General features: G+C 47.6%; 19 protein-coding genes and 1 pseudogene. 5 read left to right on the top strand and 15 right to left on the bottom strand.

Going from position 1 to position 24672, the window contains the following annotated elements; translation table 11 throughout:
- Positions 1-2 precede the first annotated feature (2 nt).
- The 13 genes from HU824_RS05475 to HU824_RS05415 all read right to left on the bottom strand — a co-directional run bounded on the left by HU824_RS05475 (position 3) and on the right by HU824_RS05415 (position 13176).
- Entirely contained in the window at positions 3-1040 is a 1038-nt protein-coding gene (locus tag HU824_RS05475) for a YhcG family protein (RefSeq protein WP_176468319.1), read from the bottom strand.
- Between the two features lie 16 nt (positions 1041-1056).
- The gene (locus HU824_RS05470) at positions 1057-2925 is read right to left on the bottom strand and encodes a site-specific DNA-methyltransferase (protein ID WP_176468318.1); all 1869 of its coding nucleotides are present in this window, start codon (positions 2923-2925) and stop codon (positions 1057-1059) included.
- 652 nt (positions 2926-3577) lie between these two features.
- On the bottom strand, positions 3578-4390 hold the full coding sequence (locus HU824_RS05465; protein WP_176468317.1) for a hypothetical protein: 813 nt from the start codon (positions 4388-4390) through the stop codon (positions 3578-3580).
- Positions 4387-5487, bottom strand: a complete 1101-nt coding sequence (locus HU824_RS05460) for an ATP/GTP-binding protein (RefSeq protein WP_176468316.1) — start codon at positions 5485-5487, stop codon at positions 4387-4389. The genes HU824_RS05465 and HU824_RS05460 overlap by 4 nt, the downstream gene beginning before the upstream one ends.
- 133 nt (positions 5488-5620) lie before the next feature.
- Positions 5621-6604, bottom strand: coding sequence for a hypothetical protein (locus tag HU824_RS05455; RefSeq protein WP_136011185.1), 984 nt, complete (start codon positions 6602-6604; stop codon positions 5621-5623).
- A gap of 121 nt (positions 6605-6725) precedes the next feature.
- Positions 6726-7631, bottom strand: a complete 906-nt coding sequence (locus HU824_RS05450; protein ID WP_136011186.1) for a LysR family transcriptional regulator — start codon at positions 7629-7631, stop codon at positions 6726-6728.
- A gap of 23 nt (positions 7632-7654) precedes the next feature.
- Positions 7655-8158, bottom strand: a complete 504-nt coding sequence (locus HU824_RS05445) for a threonine/serine exporter family protein (RefSeq protein WP_347282840.1) — start codon at positions 8156-8158, stop codon at positions 7655-7657.
- Between the two features lie 20 nt (positions 8159-8178).
- A complete protein-coding gene (locus HU824_RS05440; protein WP_176468314.1) occupies positions 8179-8985 on the bottom strand; it encodes a threonine/serine exporter ThrE family protein in 807 nt (268 codons plus the stop codon).
- Positions 8963-9208 (bottom strand): hypothetical protein, encoded by a 246-nt coding sequence (locus HU824_RS05435; RefSeq protein WP_136011189.1) that lies wholly within the window; start codon positions 9206-9208, stop codon positions 8963-8965. The genes HU824_RS05440 and HU824_RS05435 overlap by 23 nt, the downstream gene beginning before the upstream one ends.
- 174 nt (positions 9209-9382) lie before the next feature.
- Complete coding sequence (locus HU824_RS05430) at positions 9383-10957, bottom strand: peptide chain release factor 3 (RefSeq protein WP_176468313.1); 1575 nt, start codon at positions 10955-10957, stop codon at positions 9383-9385.
- Positions 10958-10978: 21 nt separating this feature from the next.
- The gene (gene rfbD / locus HU824_RS05425; protein ID WP_176468312.1) at positions 10979-11833 is read right to left on the bottom strand and encodes a dTDP-4-dehydrorhamnose reductase; all 855 of its coding nucleotides are present in this window, start codon (positions 11831-11833) and stop codon (positions 10979-10981) included.
- Between the two features lie 74 nt (positions 11834-11907).
- Entirely contained in the window at positions 11908-12453 is a 546-nt protein-coding gene (locus tag HU824_RS05420) for a DUF4924 family protein (RefSeq protein WP_176468311.1), read from the bottom strand.
- A gap of 69 nt (positions 12454-12522) precedes the next feature.
- A complete protein-coding gene (locus tag HU824_RS05415; RefSeq protein ID WP_176468310.1) occupies positions 12523-13176 on the bottom strand; it encodes a LysE family translocator in 654 nt (217 codons plus the stop codon).
- A 470-nt stretch (positions 13177-13646) separates the two neighbouring features.
- Between HU824_RS05415 and purL the strand changes: the two genes are divergently transcribed.
- The 4 genes from purL to HU824_RS05400 all read left to right on the top strand — a co-directional run bounded on the left by purL (position 13647) and on the right by HU824_RS05400 (position 18809).
- On the top strand, positions 13647-17351 hold the full coding sequence (purL, locus tag HU824_RS05410; RefSeq protein WP_176468309.1) for a phosphoribosylformylglycinamidine synthase: 3705 nt from the start codon (positions 13647-13649) through the stop codon (positions 17349-17351).
- A 174-nt stretch (positions 17352-17525) separates the two neighbouring features.
- Positions 17526-17657: a hypothetical protein gene (locus HU824_RS19690; RefSeq protein WP_255260473.1), complete on the top strand. Its 132-nt coding sequence runs from the start codon at positions 17526-17528 to the stop codon at positions 17655-17657.
- 51 nt (positions 17658-17708) lie between these two features.
- Complete coding sequence (locus HU824_RS05405; RefSeq protein ID WP_136011195.1) at positions 17709-18251, top strand: chromate transporter; 543 nt, start codon at positions 17709-17711, stop codon at positions 18249-18251.
- Between the two features lie 9 nt (positions 18252-18260).
- Positions 18261-18809: a chromate transporter gene (locus tag HU824_RS05400; RefSeq protein WP_136011196.1), complete on the top strand. Its 549-nt coding sequence runs from the start codon at positions 18261-18263 to the stop codon at positions 18807-18809.
- A 309-nt stretch (positions 18810-19118) separates the two neighbouring features.
- On the opposite strand, the gene HU824_RS05395 is transcribed toward HU824_RS05400, so the two are convergent.
- Complete coding sequence (locus HU824_RS05395; RefSeq protein WP_176468308.1) at positions 19119-20633, bottom strand: glycoside hydrolase family 10 protein; 1515 nt, start codon at positions 20631-20633, stop codon at positions 19119-19121.
- A gap of 217 nt (positions 20634-20850) precedes the next feature.
- Between HU824_RS05395 and uvrA the strand changes: the two genes are divergently transcribed.
- Positions 20851-23634, top strand: coding sequence for an excinuclease ABC subunit UvrA (gene uvrA / locus HU824_RS05390; RefSeq protein ID WP_176468307.1), 2784 nt, complete (start codon positions 20851-20853; stop codon positions 23632-23634).
- Between the two features lie 412 nt (positions 23635-24046).
- Here uvrA and HU824_RS05385 read toward each other — a convergent pair.
- A pseudogene (locus HU824_RS05385) lies at positions 24047-24553 on the bottom strand (MFS transporter); the annotation flags it as partial.
- Positions 24554-24672 lie beyond the last annotated feature (119 nt).

Raw genomic sequence — 24672 nt, 5'->3', positions numbered from 1 at the left:
TACTATTCCTCCATACCATCTATGATGTTATTTAATTGCGCCTGCAACTCTTCTTTCTTAGGTAAGTATAATTGATAACGTGCAGCAAACAACTGATTGCTGATACCTTCAAGCGCATACTCCATCAAGAGTTCGTCTTTCTTTGCGCCCAATACGATTCCAATAGGTAGATTGTCGTCTGGTTGGCAAATTTCTGCCTTAAAGTAATTCAGATATAAATTCATCTGCCCGATGTCTCCGTGTTTGATTTCAGCACGTTTCAAGTCTATCAGTACATAACATTTCAGTATGGCATGATAGAACACCATATCTACCTTAAATCTACGACTCCCAATAGGTATGACATATTGACGACCAATGAAAGCAAAACCTCTACCTAACTCCAGCAGGAAAGTTTCCATATTTGCTTTCAGAGCTGTTTCCAACTCACTTTCTTTGTATCTCTTGCGAACAGGCAGACCGGTAAATTCAAGCACGTAAGGGTCTTTTATGATGTCCTCCGGCTTTTGAACTATGTGCCCCTCGTTCGCCAAAGCCAGTATTCCTGCCTTATCCGTGCTCAGTGCAAGCCGTTCATACAAAGAACTGTTCATCTGTCTTTTCAATTCCCGCACTTTCCAACCTTCCTTGATAGCTTCGGTCATATAGAATTGCATTTCCAACGGATCTTCGCACTTCAACAACTCAAAGTAATGACTCCACGTTAAAATGTGAGACACTGTCTCACATTTTGGAAACTTAAGGTAAAACATACGCATGTATGTTAAGTTGGAGCGACTGAAGCCCCTGCCTCTCAACCGTGTCAAGTCCTTGGAGAGGTTCACCAATAGGCGGTCTCCATAGCGAGCTTTGGCGTTACCTTTTTGCTCAAATTCTATAATATATTGTCCTGTCGCCCAATTCGCCATCAGTAACGAATGGTTCACTGCCTTGATAGCTTTACCACGAGCATCATTCCAAAGTTCTAAAATATGTGAGACAAGTTTCACATATTCAGAATCGCCTTCTTCAGTGTGCTGTATGATGATATTCTTTTCCATTGAAAATGTCGTTTTATTATATTACCCTGATATTATTAAACGCATCATTATCCGCCCAATCCAAGGCTTGCTTGAACTGCTCATAGATGTTGATTTTCTGAGCATCTTCTTTGAAACAGGCATCGCGGAAGAGTACACGTAAAGGACTTTTGTCTGCCATCGCAGCTACTACCTTATCGGTAATATCTGGAGAAAAACAAGCCACGAGGTCGCCTTCATTGACGGTGTAGATGGTGCAGCCATCCACGGTTTCTGTCAACAAGGGTAAGTCCAAACGAACACCCCATGCCAACATAGAGCCATAGAGCAGGTCGAGGTCGGTACGGTCATCCTTGATATTATTGGCAAAGAGGTCGAGCTGGTCTTGCTTGTATTCCTTAGGTGAAAGCGATACTTTCTCGTAGTTACTTTCATCGAGGCGATAGACACGGAAACCGGTGTCGAGATTTTGTGTAGTAAGCGGAGAATCAGTTTTGATTTTTGCACCGGCACGACGGATGCGTTCTTTAGCTATCTCAGGGATAGTGGCGTAGCCTGCCTTACGTGCTTCGCTATCTTCTGGCGTTTCTTCGGGAAGCTGAACGCAGATATATCTTCTGTTACCTCCGTCTTCGGCGTTGAGTTGCATTACAGCATGAGCAGTGGTGGCAGAGCCTGAGAAGAAATCGAGGATAAGTGCATCTTTATCAAAATGAGTCATCATCTTGAGCATCCTTATCAAGAGATTTATACTTTTAGGATTGTCGAATGCTTTGCAGCCCATTAATTTCTGAAGATATGAAGTTGCGGAAGAAGTTAAGAAATCTGCATCCCACCAAGTCGTAACTTTTTTTCTTGATTGCCGAGCCTGATCTTCGTAATACTTCTTCTGGAGATTGTTCTCTGTGACAATAAGCAGTCCATTATCATACAGTTTCTGCATGGTCTCTTTTGAATATCTCCAATATCCTTCAACGCCCATAAATTCGTAAAAAGGATTACCTTTCTTTGCTCCACCAGGACCATCCACAGGTGCCAATTTATATTTTCCCTTATCGTCTTCTCGATTAAATCCGTCTAATACTGGGTCTTCTCCTATATTCTTTTGTTGAGCAAACACCTCATTTATTTCTTTTGCATAAAACGCAATGTGATTGTGATTCTCAGATATTATTCTATCATTAGAAACAGAAGCTCTATGCTTATGGCAAATATCAGCAATGAAATTATGCTCACCAAAGACTTCATCGCATATTTTGATGAGATTTGCATTCTCATCATCACCTATCGAAATAAAGATAACTCCATCCTCCGTGAGCAGAGAACGAGCCACCAGCAAACGACTATAAATCATACTACACCAATCCGAATGAAACTTACCATTCGTATCGGTATTCTTCCTGAAGCGATAGCCCAACTCGTCCACATTGCCGGCTTTGAAATCCTCTTCGGCAGCAGTGCGAGCAAAGTCGTCGTGATACACAAAGTCATTGCCAGTATTATAGGGTGGGTCGATATAAATCATCTTCACCTTACCCATATATGAGCGTTGCAAGAGTTTGAGCACTTCCAGGTTATCACCTTCGATATAGATATTCTTCGTATTGTCCCAATCCAAGGAATCTTCCACCACCGGGCGTAATGTCTTATCGGTTGGTTTGGCAGCCTCCATACGAGCGGCGTTCTTGCCTACCCATGTAAACTGATACATCTCGCCACCGCCGTCTGTGACATGGTCGCCAAGCAACCGGCGAAGCACCTCGAAGTTTACCTTTCGGGAGATTTCACCAGTCTTGTCATCACGTACTTCGGTAAATGCCGAAGGTGCTATCTGATAGAGCGCATCAAGATTGAGTTGCGTTCCGTCTGCGGAGTTCAAATCCAAATGTTTTAATATGTCAGTCATATATCTTGTTTCTTAATTGTTTTCTAATGTTTTAAGTTTCTCTTTCTTTGATTCATCCTTGATGAAAGTAGGAGACGTGAAAATAAAACGCAATTCCGCGGCACTTTACAAAAACAATTATTTAAAGTACTGAGCAATAAAATATTGCCCAGTACTTTGCCATGTCAGAAGATTCACTTAAATTAGTGTTGCAAAAAAGCACAAGAAATCTTCAACAAGCATGACAAAAATAAGCATAAAATCCGGTAAACTCACTTCTTTTGGAGGGATATTTTTAATTATGGAACAATTTGATTCTATGCTCTCATCCGTAATCAATTCAACACTTTAGCAGTCTGATAGAAAGCGAACTGTTGAAATAACAAGGAATAACAATATTTTTAAGTCACCAATCAGTTTCTCATTTCATTTTGTAACAACATTTCAAAGTCCAAAGACATCCGTTTCAAGCCATCAATCCGTCACACTCCATCCCCTCACAGAACGCCTTCTGAAGTGGGGGTAATTCAGTATACGACTGAATAGGATTCAATATACGACTGAATGGCATTCAGTATACGACTGAATAGGGTTCAGTATAAGACCGAGGTTATATTATAGCAAAACAGAATTGAGAACAAGGGGGAAATCACCGACTTTTTGTCCTAATAAATCAACACAAACTGACTATATCCCTAAAATAATCATATAAAAATATCGGAAATGAGTTCAAGACAGATACTCTGCAACTTTCTGTATTTACATATTTAGCCAGTTGATTTTCATATATGTTGCTCTGAGCTAGATTTTCTTTTAAAGCAGGTATAGCATCAACACTTACACAAATGAAGTTTGCCTTCCGAACATTCATATCGGTCAAATGCAGCCAATTTTCTTTAGCAGTCTGTTGTTTCAGCAACTTCTTTTCCTCTTTCTCATTTTTATTACCTGATATAAGCAGATGCTCAAAAGAATTATAAAAAGAAAAATCACGAGCCAAGGCTTTAAAATTATGACATTTCTCACGAGTAACGTCATAACTCAGATAATCCTTATCCGGCAGTTGCTTGGTATAGAACACAGACTCCACCATCGGATAATTGATATACAATTTCCCATTTTCGGTTTCATCGTCAAAATACTCCAGCATTTCACCGATATGTCGGTTGTTCTCTTCCAATGTCAATCGGGATTCTTGAAAATCATAATCAAAAAACAAGAATATTTCAGAAACATCCACTTCCAGAATATCAGCAAGAGTATCATCCCCTTTCTTTTGCAATATATCATTAAGTATAGTTACCGTATTTCCGCTTGCTGTAACATTTTCAAAGACATCATACCCCTTTAACTTTGAATATAAAGAATAAATATTACTGTTATAAGTACATACAAACGGCTCTGTTTCTTTGGCGAAAAACAAATGTTTCAAAGTCTCAAAAAGACGAGGCTCACATTTCTTACCTTCAAAAATAAATAGTATCATACCTTGAAAGTATTACCCCGGAAAAGTTTTTCGATATTGTGTCCAAACCTCAACTCTTTATCCGTACAGTCACACAAAGGTTTAATCTTATTTTCATTCAAGATGAAATTACAGTCCGGACGCAGCAGGTCATTGGTCATTAAATACGTGTTATGTGAAGAAGTAAATATCTGGCAATCCATATTGAACAGCATTTTGCACACTTCAAAGGCTAAACGGAAATGGTAGAACGCATCAAATTCGTCAATAAAGACAAATGACGCCTCACTCATTCGTTTCATCCAAAAATAAAGTAATTGCAGCGACCTCGTTCCCGTAGATGCAACCAAGTAGAAAGGTATTTCCGAACCGCCTATATCACAAAGTATTTGTTTATCGGCAGGCGTATGTGCGACAAGCCGGAACGTTTGTCCACTGACTCTCCGCAGGAAATTTGAGAAGTCTTCGAGCAATCCGTTTGCAATGATAAACTCATCAAGATTCATTGCAGTTGTTTCCAGTCCGATAAATTCCCTTGTATCAAGATTCCGAAACCAAAGCATCGAGTTGACAAACTTACTGAGTTTTATCAAGTAGTGTTCTTTGCCCAACGGGTAGGAAGTCAATAAGAAATTGACTATCGACACATTATTTGCATTGCTTCCGAGGTTATTCTCTATGGTTTCTTCCATAGGAAACTGTTGCTTGTCTATGCAAAAAGAACCATTCTTCCGTTCAAAAACCAAATTATCGTCCACCCTAAGCGATTCGGACACTAATATACCACCGGCATTTTTAGAATAGGCATAGACAACTATCTCGTTCTCAAACCTAAATATATATTCGAACTCGACTACTCCCTCTTTATTTCCGGTATAAATAAAATTCACATAATAATCTATCTTCTTCCATTTGGGCGACAAATGGTTCTCAATATCGAATAAGGCTAAACTGAAGTTTGTTTTACCCGATCCGTTCGGTCCATATACAATACCATTTTTTATGATACCGTCTTTGATAGCGTTTTTATTGAACTCATAATTAGCCGGACTTGACAAATCCCACTCAATGCGGTCTGCAAATCCACGATAGTTGGTAACAGCAAATTTTACTAACATATTTCTATTGGCTTAACTTTCAGAAGACAAAGATACGGAAAAGGATTTCCGTAAAAAAATTACGGGCTTAATTTATCTTAATGCCACCTAATAGTTTCATACCCTTGTTACTGTTGTCTTGCAATCCGAAATTTCAGACATGACACACTACTGTATCCAGCGTCTCCCCATCGGCAAACAGCCTGCCATCCGCCTGCGTCATCCGTTTCTTCAGGCGAAACTTCTGTTGCGAAACCGTGGCAGGAGAGACTGCCGTGAATGTAGCAATCTGCACATTCGTAAAGCGCAAGCGGATAAGCAGGCACAACTGGCGGTCGGCAGGCGTAAGGCGAGGGAAACGCGCCAAGAGGCGGTCGTTGAAGCCATCGTACATTTTATCGGCAAGGTTGTTCAGGTACTTCCAACGGTCGTCCATAAGGAATTTGGGCTGGTTGCGCAGTTGTTGCACCACCTCGTCGCCGTCTATCAAAGCAGAAGTGAGCGCCTGCATCTGCCCGTCCAGCTGACGGACACGCTCACCCTCCTTTTGCAGCATTTCCACTTCGCGGGGCACTGGACGATTCTCGTACTCCTTAAGGCGAAGGCGAAGGGATTCGTTCTCCGTGCAGAGGCGACCGCTTTGCTCCATCAGATTGGTCAGCGACTGGCGCACCTCTTCCCGCTCCTCGTTCGTGAGCGACATTTCGTCCAAGCACGCTTCCAGTTCTTCACGTTCGCGCTCGTAGTCCTGCAAACGCTGTTCGTTCTCGCTCAATTCAATCAGATAACTGCGATGCTTGCGCTCCCTGAAAAAATTGAAATCGACCACAGAGAGCCAAGCGTTCAGCCCCAACATCAAGACACCGAAAGTGCCCCACCCTATCTGCTTCCAACGGTTGGCAGGCACCATACGGACGGCACGCCCACCGGAAAGTTCCTTTGCCTGCTCATACTCTTGGTGCAGACTGGAGAGCAGCCCCACGGCACGGGCACTGTCGGCATCACCGGCCTGCGCCAGCGAATCGGCATAGACAAGGGATTGTTCGTAACGCAGCAGCACATCTCGGTTGGAATGAGAACAGGAAGTCAGACCAAAGAGGGAAATCAGTAGGAATAGGAGGATAAATAGATTTCTCATACGCAAACACCATTCAAGGTGGAAAATGATTTTAATATTGGGGGGTGAAGGTACGATTTTTTCTTCTTTACTCACCCGATTATGGCCCAATATTTCACCATTTCGTCCAACAATGCCGTTTCTATCTTATCCAGGCACTCACCCGCTCGCGAATAGCCACCGACTCGTTCAGCAACCGGATAAACTCTCGCATAGAGCGTTTGCGATAGGCATCTCGCAAGGTATGCACGCAGCCCACCATATCGTTCTGCGGCACGTCAATGGGAATGGCCTTCACACCCGTTTCGTTGTGAATGGAAGCCTCGGCAAGCACGGTGATGAGGTTGCCTTGCCGCACCAGTTCGAGCAAGATATTGGGGTCGTTTAGTTCGACGTGAATCTTCAGCGGACAAGAGCAACGTTCGAGCATACGGTCGAGGGCATTGCGTGCCTGCAAACCTTTGGAGGGAAGGGCGAGGTTGAATTGCGACAGCCGCTCCAGGCTGACCTTCTCCTCCCTTGCCAACGAATGGAGAGGGCTGACGATGGCTGCCAGGTAATTCTGGAAGAGAATGTGCGACTCGATGTCCTCCATCGCCACACACGGTCTGAAGGCCAATACGAAATCCACCTCGCGCTGGCGAAGCAGTTCCATCAGTTCGGCCATCGGCTTATAGCAGACGTTGAGCTTGATGCGAGGGTATTGCTTCATAAAGGTAAAGATGGTTTCCGTCAGCATAGGAGCGAAGGAGTAAGTGACACCGATGTTCAAGGTGCCCGCCAACACGTCGCGCAGGTCGTGCAGACGCTCCACGCACACTTCGGCATCGCGCAGGGTGGTTCGGGCGTATGGCAACAATTCGATGCCTGCTTCGGTGAGGCTCACACCGTGGCTGTTGCGTTGGAAAAGACAGGCGTCCAGCTCCTGTTCGAGCTGCTTGACCTGTTGCGAGAGGGTGCTTTGCGTGATGCACAGCTCCTTGGCCGCTTCCGAGAAGTTCAAGGTTTCGGCCACTTTGGCGAAATATCTTAATTGTCGTAGTTCCATATAACAAGTTTGCGGGGACAAAATTACAATTTTCTATGGAAAGAACGCCGGGTGGCGCGGAAGGATATTTTTTTCAATAGGAAGATGGGTGAATTGGCGCCTATCACCAACCCCAAAAGTATGAACAGGCAAGTCAGTCCATTGTCGGCAAAGAGGTAGAGGGCGTGAAGGAACTCCGCCTCATTGCTTCCATAAAGGCACATCACCAACCCGCCAAAGGTTTTATAGGCATAGATGCCGGGAATCATAGGCAGCAGCGAGGGGAAAAGGAAGGTTTCGGCAGGCATCTTGGCACGCGTGGAAAAAAGCACGGCTACCATACCGGTGACAAACGAAGCCAGCGCTGTGGCCGCCACAATGTGCATCTCCACCCCGCCGGACAGCATCAGCAGGAAACGAATGGAGTGGCCCACAGCCGCAATAAGGGCGCAATAGCGATAGGCCTTGCTGGGCGGATTGCTGATAGAGGCAAATCCGATGGCCGCTATAGAAGCAAACAATGCGTCTTGAAAAAAATCAATAATCATAATCATCAAGGAATTTCAAGTTAAAACATACGGACATTCATCAGCCACATTCCTGCGTAGAGGCCGATAGACAGGCAGCAGGTCAGTATCACGGAATTCGTCATTCTACTAAAGGAACAGACATAGTGCCCGTCGAGCATATCGCTGAAGGCATTGAGAAGAGGAATACCCGGAACCATATACAGCACACTGGTTCCCAACGCAACGGAAGGTGTAGTGCCCAGCGCGAACAACCCGTCGGTAGCCCCCAAAACCGATGATACGAACGCGCACAGAATAAATACCACACGCACGTCCATTTTTCGCTCCAGCAACATCTGTTTGAGGCAGTATCCCGCCACGGTGGCGACAAACACGACGCCCATCGCCACAAAATCTCCTCCGAAAAGGCGACAGAACGAGGCATTCGCCAGCGAAGCCGCCAACAGTACCCACAACGTATGGGCAGGCGGTGTACGGCATATCCGGTGGAACTCTTCGTAAGCCTCGTCCACACCGGTACCACGGTCGGCTATATCCCAACTAAGGCGGCTAAGGCGGGTATTGATGTCGTAGCTGACCATACCGTTGCGAATGGGTGCGATAAAGGTGAAGGTATCCAGTCCCAGTTTGTCGCTGACGGTGAGGTGAATGTGGCGCGGCATAATGGCCATCGTGGCCTCCATCCGCCAAGCCTCTGCCATACGGGCCACATTCTTTTCAAGACGCACACAAGTGGCACCGCACCCCAGCAGGTAAGCGGCATACGCAGATAAGAAACGACCGACGTCTCTGATGTGTTCCTGCCTGCACGACGGCACGGGGTCAAAGGTCTTCAAACTCCTCATAATCATCGAGTTCATAGTCGTTCGACATCCGTTCCTTATCCGAGGGTTTGAAACCCGGCAGCGGGCGGTCACCCGGAATCCAGAATTCTTCCCGTTCGCGGGAAAGTTCAATGACAGGCCGTCTGTCGTGTGTGTATCTCTGCACGGCGCGGACAAGGCGAACCAGGATAATGACAAGCATAGCAACCGCCACACCGGTCCAAATGAAATAAGGAGTAATCATCTCTTTACACGATTTAGTTCAACAACGTTTCAACTGCGATTAAACACGACTTGACAAGCCGTTCAACGCAGTTTTTAAATGCGGTGCAAAGAAACAACCGCCGGAAAGGATATCCGACGGTTGGCTATGGAAAGAATAGATAAGGGATATCGGCTATGCCGTATCCTGCATACTTTAAAACTCTGAAGTAAAGTGGAAACGAATGTGCTTGAAGTCCATCTGCGCCATCTGCAACACATATCCGCTATCGGCCAGGAACACATCCCTGCCCTCGCGGTCTTTGGCCATGTACTGGTATTTGCGCTTCTTGAAGGCTTCCAGCTCCGCCGCATCATCGCTCTCAATCCAACAGGCCTTATACAGACTGAGCGGCTCCCAACGGCACTTCGCACTGTATTCGTTCTCCAGACGATACTGGATGACCTCGAACTGCAACTGTCCCACCGTACCGATAATCTTACGCCCGTTGAACTGGTTGACGAACAACTGCGCCACACCTTCGTCCATCAACTGGTCGATACCCTTGGCAAGCTGTTTCTGCTTCATCGGGTCGGCATTCTCAATGTACTTGAACATCTCCGGCGAGAAGCTTGGAAGTCCCTTGAAGTGAAGCGCCTCGCCTTCGGTCAGCGTATCGCCAATCTTGAACGTACCGTTATCCGGCAGGCCGATAATATCTCCTGCCCAAGCCTCATCGACAGTCGTCTTGCGCTGCGCCATGAACTGCGTAGGCGACGAGAAACGCATCGTCTTGCCATGACGTACATGCAAGTACGGGGCATTGCGTACAAACTTCCCGGAGCAGATTTTGCAGAAAGCGATACATGAACGGTGATTCGGGTCGATGTTGGCAGTTATCTTAAAGACGAATCCGGTAAATTTGGGTTCTTCCGGCTCCACCTCACGCTCTTCCGCCTTCACGGGACGGGGACTGGGAGCAATCTCCACAAAGCAGTCCAGCAGTTCCTGCACACCAAAGTTATTCAGTGCCGAACCGAAGAATACGGGAGCAAGTTCCCCTTTCAAATATTCCTCCTTATCGAATTCAGGGTAAACACCGTCTATCAGTTCCAGTTCTCCGCGCAGCTTGTCGGCCAGCTGGGCGCCAATCCAGTTGTCCAGCTCCTCTGTATGGATGTCCACTTCCACCTTCTCCGTCACTACCTGCTTGCTGGGCTGGTAGAGGTTGAGGTTATGCTCGTAGATATTGTAGACACCCTTGAAACGGACACCGCTCTCGATAGGCCACGTCAAGGGACGCACGTGGATGTGCAGTTCCTCCTCCAGTTCGTCCAGCAGGTCGAACGGGTCTTTGGCTTCACGGTCCATCTTGTTGATGAAGATAATCACCGGCGTATTACGCATACGGCACACCTCCATCAGCTTGCGTGTCTGCGTCTCTACACCTTTCGCACCGTCCACCACGATGATAACGCTGTCTACAGCCGTCAGCGTGCGGTAGGTATCTTCGGCAAAGTCCTGGTGACCCGGAGTATCGAGGATGTTGACCTTGTAGTCATGGTAGTCGAACTCCATTACAGAAGTGGTGACGGAAATACCACGCTGTTTTTCAATATCCATCCAGTCCGACGTTGCCGTCTTCTTTATCTTGTTGCTCTTTACGGCACCCGCCACCTGGATTTGTCCACCAAAAAGCAACAGCTTCTCGGTCAATGATGTCTTACCGGCATCCGGATGCGCGATAATCGCAAACGTTCTCCGTCTCTCTATTTCGTTGTTATTGGCCATATCTCAATTAGTCAGTAATAATCACTCTTCCAAATTCTTCATGCAGACGGCAAGGCTCGCCTCCCAATGGGGTATATCGATGCCGAATGTCTTCTTTATCTTTGTCTTGTCCAACACGGAATAATGCGGACGCGGCGCCTTGGCAGGAAACTCATCCGTATGCAGCGGGCTTACCTTGCAGGTCTTTATGCCGGCCAGGCGATGGATAGCCAACGTGAAATCATACCACGAGCACACCCCCTCGTTGCTGAAATGATAGACTCCGGGAACAATCCCCCGGTTGACAGCCGCAAAAATGGCACGTGCCAAATCATTGGCGTATGTCGGCGTGCCTATCTGGTCGAAGACAACCCCCAGCGTCTCTCGCTCACGTCCCAAGCGAAGCATCGTCTTCACAAAATTATTCCCGTAAATGGAATAGAGCCATGCCGTACGGATAACCATGGCACGGCTGCAATGCTTCATCACCGCCTGCTCACCCGCCAGTTTAGTAGAGCCATATACCGAATTAGGGCAAGTAGCCGCCTCTTCCGTATAGGGGGTGTATCCGGTTCCGTCGAAGACATAATCGGTGGACACTTGTATCAATGTGGCACCGCAAGCTTCGGCAGCGGCAGCCAGATAGCCCGGAGCGACATGATTCAGCTTGTCACAAAGTTCCTGATTGTCCTCCGCCTTGTCTACCGCCGTATAAGCTGCGCAATTCACAATCACATCTATCCGGTTATCCTCCACAAACCCGTGCACAGCTTGTTCGTCGCAAATGTCCAGTTCCTGCACGTCAGTGAAAAAATAAGTGTGCTGCCTGTTTTCTTTCGACAACACTTGCATTTCATTGCCAAGTTGACCGTTGGCACCGGTTATCAGAATATTCATTTAATAAAGTTACACTTATATATAGAATGTTACGATGAACAATATTTTCCTCCATAATTATCAATCATCCACTATCAGTTATCCATCAACTCCAGTTCTCCCCGCTTCTCCTTGTCATAATAGTTGGCAAGCAACGAGATGAAACTGCTGATAACCTCCATAGCCTTCGCCGTGCCCTGACTGATTTCCTTCTTCTGCAAGCGCAACAGCAGCACTCCATAAAGCGCCTCGAAACAAGTATCTATCTCAGACTCCTCTTTCCGGCCGTTTTTCTGACGCAGCTCCACTATAAAAGGCAGTGCCTTGAAATAAGCCGCATTATAGAACGGATATTTCGTAGAGGCCAGTAGTTCGCCATGCAGTTCCGTCAGATTCAGAATGACATTCCGGTTGATTTGAAGATGTCCTTTTTCCGTTACTCCCTCCGCACGCATCATATCCGCCAGGTTTCCATACCATTCTTCCAGCGCAGGCCGTTCCTCCTCCGGATAGTGCAAGATGATGTTCTGGCGTATCCGGTCTATGTCACAGCCGTTGGCACGGAGCAAATCCTCTACCTGCCACATATATATAATGTATTCGGCTATATTCTTCTCTTTCAGTAGTTGCGCAATCTTCACGATAAAATGTATGATTTATGACCTTAGATTTATAATCTCATTATCAACTTATCCACTATCGATTATCCATTAATACAGCGATTCACCCATCAGCGTAAACACCAATCCTATCACGGACACCACAATGACAATGCTCCCGATAATACGGTTCAGCATCCAGATACCGCGCAAGTTGAATTGTGTACGGACCTTGTTGACAAAAAAGGTTATGCCAAACCACCAAGCCAAAGCACCCAATGCGATGGCCAGGTATCCGGTGACAGCCTCAAACACCAGCACACCCTCACTTACAAAAGCAAAGCGGGCGAAAAGACCTACAAAAAGAAAAATAATCAATGGGTTGGAAAGTGTGACGGCAAACGCCGTTATGAAGTTATGGAAATAAGAGCCCTTATTGGTAGATACCGGCCGGATGGACTGTACCGGATTGCTGCGGAACGTATAAATGCCAAATGCCAGCAGAAGAATGCTTCCGAAAAGCTGCAGGTAAAAGATGTTCTTGTTGACATAATCAAAGACAAAACTCATCCCGTAGCCCGTCAGCAAGGCATAGGCAATGTCGCTCAGGGAGGCTCCTATCCCCGTCACAAAACCATACCACCGTCCTTTATTCAAAGTACGCTGAATGCATAATACCCCTACAGGACCCAATGGCGCAGACACAATGACGCCGATAATGAACCCCTTCCACAATATGTCAAATATGGTCTCTATCTGAATCATGACTGCAAATATCGGACTTTTTTATGAGACGAACGAATAGTGTTAACGTTTTTTCGACGGAAAAGGATTTTAAGAAGTAAAGATTATCCATTTTGCATATTATTCCGTATACTTACCTCCGAACTTAACTATATCCCAAGTGACCGCTGTACACCGGGCCGCAGCCAACTTCATATCCCGCCGGACAGTGATACTTGCAGCGAGGAAGAGACCGGGAAAAACGCGACTTTCAAAGGCTTCGGCTGAACCGGCAACCCTGCTGAAGCACGGTATGGCATACATCAGACTTTATAAAACAGAACAAAAAAACACATACAAGTAAAATTGCATGCGTTTTTTGTTTTCCTTTTTTTCTCCTCCCCACCGATTTTGCGTATCTTTGTCCCCAAGAAGAAAAGATGAAGATATTCAAAGCAGTAGCTTCAATCGTAAATCATAAAATCGTAAATCATAAAATCGTAAATATAACTATGATTCTTTTTTTCAGAACCCCATCCAAGAGCGTGATTGCCGTAGAATGCAATCACGAACTCCCCCAGGCAGACAGCGACAAACTCTGCTGGCTTTTTGGAGAAGCCACCCCCGAAAGTGAAGACAACCTGAAAGGACATTTCGTCGGCCCGCGCCGCGAAATGATTACCCCTTGGAGTACAAACGCCGTAGAAATCACCCAAAACATGGGACTGGACGGCATTATCCGCATCGAGGAATACTTTCCCGTAAAAGATGAGACTGCAGATTATGACCCGATGCTGCAACGCATGTACAAGGGGCTGAACCAGGATGTGTTTACAACCAACCGGCAGCCGGAACCGATTGTACATATCGAAGATCTGGAAGCATATAATGAAAAGGAAGGCCTGGCACTTTCCAAAGAGGAGATGGACTACCTCAAGAAAGTAGAGAAAGACCTCGGACGCCCTCTGACCGACTCCGAAGTATTCGGCTTCGCACAAATCAACTCCGAACACTGCCGCCACAAAATCTTCGGCGGGACGTTCATCATTGATGGAGTGGAACAGGAATCTTCGCTCTTCCAGATGATAAAGAAGACTACACAAGAAAATCCCAACAAGATTATCTCCGCCTACAAAGACAATGTGGCCTTTGCCGAAGGTCCGGTCATCGAGCAATTTGCCCCCGCAGACCACTCCAAGCCCGACTATTTCCAGGTAAAGGACATCAAAAGTGTCATCTCCCTGAAAGCGGAAACCCATAACTTCCCCACCACAGTAGAACCGTTCAACGGCGCGTCTACCGGTACGGGCGGTGAAATCCGCGACCGTATGGGTGGCGGTAAGGGCTCTTGGCCGATTGCCGGAACAGCCGTTTACATGACCTCCTACCCCCGTACGGAAGAAGGACGTCCCTGGGAAGAGATTTTACCGGTACGCAAATGGCTGTATCAGACTCCCGAACAAATACTAATCAAGGCCTCTAATGGAGCCAGTGATTTCGGAAACAAATTCGGACAACCGCTGATTTGCGGTTCCGTACTTACTTTCGAACATAAAGAAAAAGAAGAAGTTTACGGCTACGACAAGGTGATTATGCTTGCCGGAGGCGTAGGCTACGGCACCCAGCGCGACTGTCTGAAAGGTACCCCGGAAGCCGGCAACAAGGTGGTTGTCATCGGTGGAGACAATTACCGCATCGGTCTGGGCGGCGGCTCCGTATCTTCCGTAGATACCGGACGCTACAGCAGTGGCATCGAGCTGAATGCCGTGCAACGCGCCAACGCTGAAATGCAGAAACGCGCCTACAACGTGGTACGCGCACTTTGTGAGGAAGAGACCAATCCGGTGGTTTCCATCCACGACCACGGCTCTGCCGGACATGTAAACTGTCTGTCCGAATTGGTAGAGGAATGTGGCGGCCTAATCGACATGAGCAAGCTGCCCATCGGCGACACCACGCTGTCTGCCAAGGAAATCATTGCCAACGAAAGCCAGGAACGCATGGGCTTGCTGATTCAGGAAGAGGCCATCGAACATGTGCGCAAGGTAGCCGAACGCGAACGCGCTCCAATGTACGTAGTAGGTGAAACCACCGGTGACCATCGCTTTGCCTTCCAGCAAGCTGACGATGTACGTCCGTTCGACCTCGCCGTAGAGCAGATGTTCGGCTCTTCTCCCAAAACCTATATGGTGGATAAGAACGTGGAACGTCACTACGAAATGCCCCAATACGAACTTTCCCAGCTACACGAATATCTCACTAATGTGCTCCAACTGGAAGCTGTGGCTTGCAAAGACTGGTTAACCAACAAGGTGGACCGTTCCGTAACAGGCAAGATTGCCCGCCAGCAGTGCCAAGGCGAATTACAGTTACCTTTGAGCGATTGCGGTGTAGTAGCTTTGGATTATCGCGGTGAGAAGGGTATCGCCACTTCCTTGGGACATGCTCCCCAAGCAGCACTTGCCGACCCGGCAGCAGGTTCTGTGCTTTCCGTCAGCGAAGCATTGACCAACCTCGTCTGGGCACCGCTTGCCGAAGGTCTGGACAGCGTTTCCCTTTCTGCCAACTGGATGTGGCCTTGCCGTTCGCAAGAAGGCGAAGATGCCCGTCTATACACAGCCGTAAAGGCATTGAGCGACTTCTGCTGTGCGCTGCAAATCAATGTGCCGACCGGTAAGGACTCTCTTTCCATGACACAAAAATACCCCGACGGCAGCAAAGTAATTTCTCCGGGCACAGTAATTGTTTCTGCCGGTGGAGAAGTGTCCGACGTTAAAAAAGTAGTTTCTCCAGTATTGGTCAACAACGAAAAGACTACCATTTATCATATAGACTTCAGTTTCGACAACCTGAAACTCGGCGGTTCTGCCTTTGCTCAAACTCTGGGTAAGGTGGGCGATGAAGTTCCCTGCGTGCAGGATGCCGAATACTTCCGCGATGCTTTTCTTGCCGTGCAAGAGCTGGTCAGCAAGGGACTGATTCTTGCCGGACATGACATTTCTGCCGGTGGTCTTATCACTACCCTGCTCGAAATGTGCTTCTCCAATGTGGAAGGCGGTATGGAAATCAATCTGGATAAAATCAAGGAACAAGACCTCATCAAGATTCTGTTTGCAGAGAATCCGGGTATCGTTATCCAAGTGAGCGATAAGAATAAGGAAGCAGTGAAGCAGATTCTGGAAGATGCGGGCGTAGGCTACGTGAAGCTTGGCAAACCGACAGACGAACGTCATATTCTTGTATCGAAAGGCGATGCTACTTATCAGTTTGGCATCGACTATATGCGTGATGTGTGGTACTCTACTTCTTATCTCCTCGACCGCAAGCAGTCCATGAACGGCTGTGCCAAGAAACGTTTCGAGAACTACAAGATGCAACCGGTGGAATTCGCCTTCATGCCGGATTTCAAAGGCAAGTTCTCACAATACGGCATCGACCCGAACCGCCGTACACCGTCAGGCATCCGCGCCGCCATCATCCGTGAGAAAGGAACTAATGGTGAACGTGAAATGGCCTACTCGCTCTATCTGGCGGGCTTCGATGTGAAGGACGTTACCATGACCGACCTTATCAGCGGCCGCGAGACTCTGGAAGATGTAAACATGATTGTTTACTGCGGCGGTTTCTCCAATTCCGACGTTCTTGGTTCCGCCAAAGGTTGGGCCGGTGCCTTCCTGTTCAATCCGAAAGCGAAAGAAGCACTCGACAAATATTATGCACGTAAGGATACTCTTTCGCTGGGCGTTTGCAACGGTTGCCAGCTGATGATGGAACTCAACCTCATCAATCCCGAGCTTGACAAGAAAGGCAAGATGCTACACAACGACTCTCACAAGTTCGAATCCAGACACCTGGGTGTTACCGTTCCTGCCAACCGCAGTGTAATGCTCGGCTCCTTAAGCGGCAGCAAACTGGGTATCTGGGTGGCCCACGGTGAGGGAAAATTCTCTTTGCCGTATGATGAGGACAAGTACAACGTTGTGCTGAAATACTCATACGACGAATACCCTGGCAACCCCAACGGTTCGGATTACTCCATAGCCGGATTAGCAAGTGCCGACGGACGTCATCTGGCCATGATGCCCCACTTGGAACGTGCCATCTTCCCCTGGCAGAACGGTTGCTACCCCGCCGACCGCGTGAACAGCGACCAAATCACTCCTTGGATAGAAGCATTTGTCAATGCACGCAAGTGGGTGGAAGCCAATAAGAAATGAACTGAACTTCCTTCTTTGTAGAAATGTAGCAAGCGCGGATTGACAGATAAATCCGCGCTTGTTCATTTTTCCATTCTCTGCCTTCTTTTTGCTTTTCTCGAACAAAAGCATTACTTTTGTATTTACATTCGGCTCGCTCTCAGTACAACATTCAAAAAGAAACGTTTGCCAATTATGAGAAAGTACTTCTTTTTCCACACACTGCTATTATTGCCGCTTATAAGTATTGCACAAACATACAAATACATCGGCGTCAACCGCATCCGTACCTTCAACGACAATGAGAGAGAAGGAAGCGAACGATGATAAGGAAGAGAACGAAGAGAAAGAAATAAAGTAAATTACAACATTTTGAATATGAATATATATCTTGAAGCATTCTCCATTTTCTTTAAGATAGGAGCCTTTACCATCGGCGGCGGCTATGCCATGGTACCGCTGATAGAAAATGAAATCGTAACCAAGCGAAACTGGATAGCCAAAGAAGATTTCATCGACTTGCTTGCCATATCACAATCCGCTCCGGGCATCCTTGCCGTCAACATATCCATTTTCATAGGCTACCGGCTGCGGGGAATACGAGGGAGCATAATCACTGCATTGGGAACCATACTTCCTTCGCTTCTCATCATCCTCACCATAGCGCTGTTCTTTCACAACTTCAAGGACAACGCCGTTGTGGAGCGTATATTCAAAGGCATCCGCCCGGCAGTGGTTGCGCTGATTGCCGCCCCTACGTTCAGCATGGCGAAATCGGCCCGGATAAACCGATATAACCTATGGATACCGGTGGTTTCAGCATTGCTCATCTGGCTGGCGGGCTTCTCCCCCATCTGGATTATCATTGCAGCGGGCGTGGGAGGCTACTTCTTTCACAGTACAAGTATCACCAAGCATTAATTACTGATTATGATTTTCTTACAGTTGTTCTACACGTTCTTCAAAATCGGCCTTTTCGGCTTTGGCGGCGGATATGCCATGCTGTCCATGATACAAGGCGAAGTAGTCACCCGTTATGGCTGGCTTTCTCCTCAGGAATTTACCGATATCGTAGCAATCAGCCAGATGACCCCCGGCCCGATAGGCATTAATTCGGCAACTTACGTAGGCTTTACGGCCACGGGCAGCGTATGGGGATCTGTTGTCGCCACTTTTGCCGTGGTGCTCCCCTCTTTCCTACTGATGCTGACCATCAGCAAGTTCTTTCTGAAATACCAGAAACATCCCTCGGTAGAAGCCATATTCGGCGGACTCCGTCCGGCAGTGGTAGGCCTGCTGGCCTCGGCGGCACTGGTGCTGATGAACCGGGAGAACTTCGGTTCTCCGCAGGATGACGTGCATTCTTTCGCCATCAGCTGCCTCATCTTCCTGGTAGCATTTGTAGGCACAAAAAAATATAAGCTGAACCCGATAGGAATGATTGTGGCCTGCGGAATGGCCGGACTCGTGCTGTATTGAGACGATTCACGAAAACCGGTTATAAGGTTAACAAAACTATCATAATTTCTTCCCGAAAACGCCGTTCCGCCTTCACTCTGCCTTCGCTTTACCTTCGTTTCTAGGAATCGAAATAAAATGAGGCCCGATTTTTAACGCATCGACCCGATTATCGGGCATTAATTGGCGGTCTGGGGCGTGCGTTATACCGATATTATCGCGCAGTGCATTCTTCGGACAGGCTTGGCTCTCGCGTATTTCCTTCGTGCCGCCTGCCCTTACGGGCAAGAAGGCCGGAGGGAACAGAAAGGGCTTGGCAGCCGCCGTCTCCTAGAGTTTGATTTTTTTTCCTACGGATTTCGACTCATTGTGCAGACGGTCAAGGGCGGTCACCACGTAGCGATACTTCGTCTTTCCGTCTTCATAAGGAAGCTTATAGAAATTATCACGCGTGATGGCTACGATGTGTGAAGGGTCGTCTATATCCACTGCCTCTTTGGCGCCGAAGCGATAGACCACGTATCGGACGGCGCGGTTCATTTCTTCTTCGTACTTGGGAGCTGTCCAGAAGAGGATGTAGCCGTCTTCCGTCCACACCGGTTTCAGCCTGCGTACCTTTGCCGGAGCTTCGTTGTCCATAAAATCGAAAACGGGAGGCAATGCCGGATATTTATGATATTCGGCAATCAAAGCATCGCGATACTTGCCGACATTCTCGATAACGGCGCTGGCAGGCCATTGGCAACTGCCGCCGATGGTTTGATAGGCGCGCTGCAGGGCCATCTTGCGGGGAAGTTGATTCATCGAGGGGTTCTTGGGATCGGCATTCTGCACAGTGTTCATCACGGACTGGCCGATAAACAAAGGGCGATTTTCCGTATTCTTGGCCCACCACTTCACCAAAGCCTCATAATCGGCAACTGGATGTCCTATATGCCAATAAATCTGAGGAATATTATAGTCTATCCAACCTTCGCGGGCCCACAACAACACATCCGCATAAAGATCATCGTAGTTTTGCAGGCCTTTGGTCTTACTACCAAGCGGGTCACTACTCTCGTTCCGGTAAATGCCAAACGGAGAAACCCCGAACTTCACCCACGGCTTGATTTCACGAATCGTCTCATGCAGTTTCTTAATCAGCACATTCACGTTGTTCCGACGCCAGTCTCCCTTATTGCCGAATCCTCCGCCCAAACGTGCAAAACTTGCATCGTCGGGGAAGTCCTTTCCCTTAAGGGGATAAGGATAAAAATAATCGTCCATATGGATGGCATCCACATCATAGCGAGAAACGATGTCGCTCACCACCATGCAGATATGCCGGCGGCTCTCGGGCAGTGCCGGGTCGAAATACAACTGGTCTCCGTAAGCCACAAACCATTCCGGATGGATATTGTACACATGATTGGGGGCCAGCTCACTCTTCAAGGTTGTCTTCGTGCGATACGGATTAATCCATGCATGAAATTCCATGCCACGCTTATGGCATTCATCAATCATAAACTGCATAGGATCCCAATAGGGTTCGGGTGCTTTGCCCTGCACTCCGGTAAGGAAGCGGCTCCACGGCTCCAGCCTGGAGGCATACAGAGCATCCGCTTCGGGACGTACCTGGAAAATTATGGCGTTGATTCCCGCCTCCTGCAGGGAATTCAGCTGCCCTGTCAGATTCTGTTTCAGCTTTTCGGCAGGCATTCCGCGGAACTGTCCGTTAACCGACTGTATCCATGCCGCACGAAATTCACGTTTAGGATAGGCCCCCTTCGTCTGTACTTGAGCAAACACTCCGCCTGCCGTCAGCAGCGACAAAAGACATAGGCATAAAATGGATTTTATTCTCATACTTACGGTCAATAAATTTTCAATATCTTTTATATTTAAGAAGCGAAATTAATTCTTTTGTCCTAAGTATACCGGTAGAGAGCGGAAAGTATAACAAATCTTAACCAAGAGTGTCTTTCCTCTCCAACAAATCCACTTTTTGCCTTGTCCGATTGTTACAATTCAACTAGCAAACATTATCTTTGCACCTTGTAAACCACCGAACCAACCTACAGATATGGCAGAAAATACATCAATTATCATAAAGGGAGCCCGTGTCAATAACCTCAAGAACATTGACGTAGAGATTCCCCGCAACAAACTCGTAGTCATCACCGGACTGTCTGGTTCCGGAAAATCCTCACTGGCTTTCGATACATTATACGCCGAGGGGCAACGCCGCTACGTGGAGAGCCTGAGCAGTTATGCCCGTCAGTTTCTGGGGCGTATGAGCAAGCCCGAATGCGATTTCATCAAAGGAATTCCACCTGCCATTGCCATTGAGCAGAAGGTAAGCAGCCGTAACCCGCGCTCCACCGTGGGCACCTCCACCGAAATATACGAATACCTGCGGCTACTCTACGCACGTGTCGGGAAGACCTTCAGCCCGGTTGGCGGACAAGAAGTGAAGAAACACTCGGCCGAAGACATCGTGAAGTGCATGCTGGAATATCCGGAAGGAACCAGATATACCGTACTCGCCCCGATATTGCTACGCGAAGACCGCACGCTGCAACAGCAACTGGAGATAGACATGAAGCAAGGTTTCACCCGCCTGGAAGTAAATGGTGAAATGATGCGCATCGACGAATACCAGCCGAAAACCGGAGATACCGTTTTTCTGCTGATTGACCGTATGACAGCCTCCTCGGAAAAGGATTCCGTCAGCCGCCTCACCGACTCGGCCGAAACAGCCATGTACGAGGGAGACGGCTCCTGCCTGCTGCGCTTCTACCGGCCCGACGGAGGTACCAGCCTCTATCGTTTCAGCACCAAATTCGAAGCAGACGGCATCGTCTTCGAAGAACCGAACGACCAGATGTTCTCCTTCAACTCTCCCATCGGCGCATGCCCCGTGTGCGAGGGATTCGGACGGGTCGTCGGCATCGACGAGCATCTCGTGATACCCGACCGTTCCTTGTCCGTCTACGACGGCGCTGTAGTATGCTGGCGGGGCGAGAAGATGGGCGAATGGAGGGATATGGTGATACACGGAGCCGAGAAAGCCGGCTTCCCCATATTCACTCCCTATTACGAACTGACCGACGAGCAACGCCGGATGCTGTGGGAAGGGACACGCTACTTTGAAGGTATCAACGCCTTCTTCAAGATGGTACAGGAAAACCAGTACAAGATACAATATCGCGTGATGCTGGCACGATATCGCGGAAAGACGCTCTGCCCCAAATGCCACGGCACCCGCCTGAAACCCGAAGCGAACTACGTACGCGTGGGAGGACGCAACATCTCTGAACTGGTAGATTTGCCCATCACCGAGCTGAAGCTCTTCTTCGACAACCTGAAGCTGGACTCGCATGACACCGACATAGCCCGACGCATCCTGACAGAAATCAACAGCCGCATACGCTTCTTATTGGATGTCGGTCTGGGATACCTCACGCTGAACCGCCTCAGCAACTCGCTCTCCGGTGGCGAAAGCCAGCGAATCAACCTCGCCACCTCGCTGGGCAGCAGCCTGGTGGGCAGCCTATATATTCTTGACGAACCGAGCATCGGCTTGCATAGCCGCGACACGGACAGACTGATACATGTGCTCCGCCAGCTGCAACAGTTGGGCAATACGGTAGTGGTAGTGGAACACGACGAAGAGATTATCCGCGCTGCCGACTATATCATCGACATCGGTCCCCGGGCAGGCCGCTTGGGAGGAGAAATCGTCTACCAAGGAGACATGAAAGACCTTCGGAAAGACAGCGACAGCTATACCGTGCGCTATCTGCTGGGAGAAGAAACAATCCCCCTGCCGGAACACCGTCGACCATGGAACAACTACATAGAGATAAAAGGTGCCCGCGAAAACAATCTGAAGGGCGTAGAGGCACGCTTCCCGCTGAACGTAATGACCGTAGTCACCGGAGTCAGCGGTTCGGGCAAGAGCACGCTAGTACGCGACATCTTCTACCGCGCCCTGAAACGAGAGTTGGATGAATGCAGCGAACGCCCGGGCGAGTTCACCTCCATCGGAGGAGATTTGCAGAACCTGCGCAATGTAGAGTTTGTTGACCAGAATCCTATCGGGAAGTCATCGCGAAGCAATCCCGTGACCTACATCAAGGCCTACGACGAAATCCGTAAACTATGGGCAGACCAGCCACTTGCCAAGCAGATGGGATACAGTGCCGGATACTTCAGCTTCAACAGCGAAGGCGGCCGTTGCGAAGAATGCAAGGGTGAAGGTACCATCACTGTGGAAATGCAATTCATGGCAGACCTTGTACTGGAATGCGAATCCTGCCACGGCAAACGCTTCAAGGCGGACACTTTGGAAGTGAAGTTCCACGACATGAATATCTACGACGTATTGGAGATGACCGTAAACCAAGCCGTCGAATTCTTTACGCAACACGGACAGAAAAAGATTGTAAAGAAACTGCAACCCCTGCAGGATGTAGGGTTGGGATATATCAAACTGGGGCAGGCCTCCTCCACCCTCTCCGGTGGAGAGAACCAGCGCGTGAAGCTCGCTTTCTACCTCAGCCAGGAGAAAGCGGACCCGACCATGTTCATCTTCGATGAACCGACTACCGGACTACACTTCCATGACATCAAGAAACTGCTCGAAGCCTTCGACGCCCTGATACGCCGCGGGCACAGCATTGTCATCATCGAGCATAATCTGGATGTGGTGAAGTGTGCGGACCATGTGATAGACCTGGGGCCCGAAGGAGGAGACAAAGGAGGAAACATCGTAGCTACCGGTACACCGGAGGAAGTGGCGAAGTGTGCGGCAAGCTATACGGGGCAGTTCTTGCAAGAGAAATTACACCCCTCGCTTCCTTAAATAGAACACAGAGGCACGGAGACACAGAGATATTAAATTCAAGGAAAAAGAATAAAACTCCATGCCTCCGTGTCTTTGTGCTTAATCAGCAGGATTTAACATGTTAAGAATTTTCTTTACCTACTCACACTACACACTGACAACCTATTAACTATATAAAATAAAAATTACATAAAACCACATATAGCATATTTACTCTATAAAAACACTCACAAATAACTCTGTATTACGACAAATCCACACAGCCTAGCTAAAATGTCTATACATTATACATAAAAGCAAACTTTTTAAGCCGATTAATCAGAATTTGCAGAAGCAATAGATAACAAACAACGGTGCCTTCCATTGAAAGTACCTCATAAAAACCATGTGGGAAATGGCAATATATATCAAATTTAAAAAGGCTGAATAATCAAGCTTTTGCAGCAATTTTTATACCAAAAGCACAATACGTCAGATATAAAACACAAGCTAATGTAACTATAGCTCCACCAATGACACCTACAGTACCAATAGCAAAGCCTATAACCGGGGCAACAACTCCACCACCAGCGACCGCCGTTATCATCAGACCGGAAATTTGATTCGCTTTCTCTGGACAAGCCTGCAAAGCCATTGAATAAATAATAGAGAAAACTGATGAAGCAAAAAAGCCTACTGCACCAATACAAACTACATTCACCACATCCTTTTCCACTCTTATTAAAACTAACAGCGCAACAACACAAGCTACAATATTTATACGGAAATATTTCATTTCTGCAATACGGGTCAACAAGAACGCCCCCAACAAAGCACCAATTGTACGACTGAGGAAATAGGCTTGAGGAGCAAATTTTACTTGCTCATCAGACCATCCAAAACGGATAGACATAAGTTTCGAACTAATAAAGTTTATCGCCACATCCACGGTAACTATTCAGCGAATCGAATACAATCAGGTTGGTCAGCAACAATTTTAGAATAATCCTCTGATTATCATCAAAATAACAGTGATTCTATTTGTGAATGTCAGATAAAATCGCTATCTTTGTATCT

The organism is Bacteroides sp. L10-4 (genome assembly GCF_013373675.1).
Taxonomy (GTDB): domain Bacteria; phylum Bacteroidota; class Bacteroidia; order Bacteroidales; family Bacteroidaceae; genus Bacteroides; species Bacteroides muris.
The sequence above is the reverse complement of the archived record's forward strand: the minus strand, read 5'-3'. Positions and strand labels throughout refer to the sequence as shown.

What these genes read in the sequence shown, in the direction of transcription:
- HU824_RS05475 (WP_176468319.1), bottom strand. Translation starts at nt 1,040, where the DNA reads ATGGAAAAGAATATCATCATACAGCACACTGAAGAAGGCGATTCTGAA.
- HU824_RS05470 (WP_176468318.1), bottom strand. Translation starts at nt 2,925, where the DNA reads ATGACTGACATATTAAAACATTTGGATTTGAACTCCGCAGACGGAACG.
- HU824_RS05465 (WP_176468317.1), bottom strand. Translation starts at nt 4,390, where the DNA reads ATGATACTATTTATTTTTGAAGGTAAGAAATGTGAGCCTCGTCTTTTT.
- HU824_RS05460 (WP_176468316.1), bottom strand. Translation starts at nt 5,487, where the DNA reads ATGTTAGTAAAATTTGCTGTTACCAACTATCGTGGATTTGCAGACCGC.
- HU824_RS05455 (WP_136011185.1), bottom strand. Translation starts at nt 6,604, where the DNA reads ATGAGAAATCTATTTATCCTCCTATTCCTACTGATTTCCCTCTTTGGT.
- HU824_RS05450 (WP_136011186.1), bottom strand. Translation starts at nt 7,631, where the DNA reads ATGGAACTACGACAATTAAGATATTTCGCCAAAGTGGCCGAAACCTTG.
- HU824_RS05445 (WP_347282840.1), bottom strand. Translation starts at nt 8,158, where the DNA reads ATGATTATTGATTTTTTTCAAGACGCATTGTTTGCTTCTATAGCGGCC.
- HU824_RS05440 (WP_176468314.1), bottom strand. Translation starts at nt 8,985, where the DNA reads ATGAGGAGTTTGAAGACCTTTGACCCCGTGCCGTCGTGCAGGCAGGAA.
- HU824_RS05435 (WP_136011189.1), bottom strand. Translation starts at nt 9,208, where the DNA reads ATGATTACTCCTTATTTCATTTGGACCGGTGTGGCGGTTGCTATGCTT.
- HU824_RS05430 (WP_176468313.1), bottom strand. Translation starts at nt 10,957, where the DNA reads ATGGCCAATAACAACGAAATAGAGAGACGGAGAACGTTTGCGATTATC.
- rfbD (WP_176468312.1), bottom strand. Translation starts at nt 11,833, where the DNA reads ATGAATATTCTGATAACCGGTGCCAACGGTCAACTTGGCAATGAAATG.
- HU824_RS05415 (WP_176468310.1), bottom strand. Translation starts at nt 13,176, where the DNA reads ATGATTCAGATAGAGACCATATTTGACATATTGTGGAAGGGGTTCATT.
- purL (WP_176468309.1), top strand. Translation starts at nt 13,647, where the DNA reads ATGATTCTTTTTTTCAGAACCCCATCCAAGAGCGTGATTGCCGTAGAA.
- HU824_RS19690 (WP_255260473.1), top strand. Translation starts at nt 17,526, where the DNA reads ATGAGAAAGTACTTCTTTTTCCACACACTGCTATTATTGCCGCTTATA.
- HU824_RS05405 (WP_136011195.1), top strand. Translation starts at nt 17,709, where the DNA reads ATGAATATATATCTTGAAGCATTCTCCATTTTCTTTAAGATAGGAGCC.
- HU824_RS05400 (WP_136011196.1), top strand. Translation starts at nt 18,261, where the DNA reads ATGATTTTCTTACAGTTGTTCTACACGTTCTTCAAAATCGGCCTTTTC.
- HU824_RS05395 (WP_176468308.1), bottom strand. Translation starts at nt 20,633, where the DNA reads ATGAGAATAAAATCCATTTTATGCCTATGTCTTTTGTCGCTGCTGACG.
- uvrA (WP_176468307.1), top strand. Translation starts at nt 20,851, where the DNA reads ATGGCAGAAAATACATCAATTATCATAAAGGGAGCCCGTGTCAATAAC.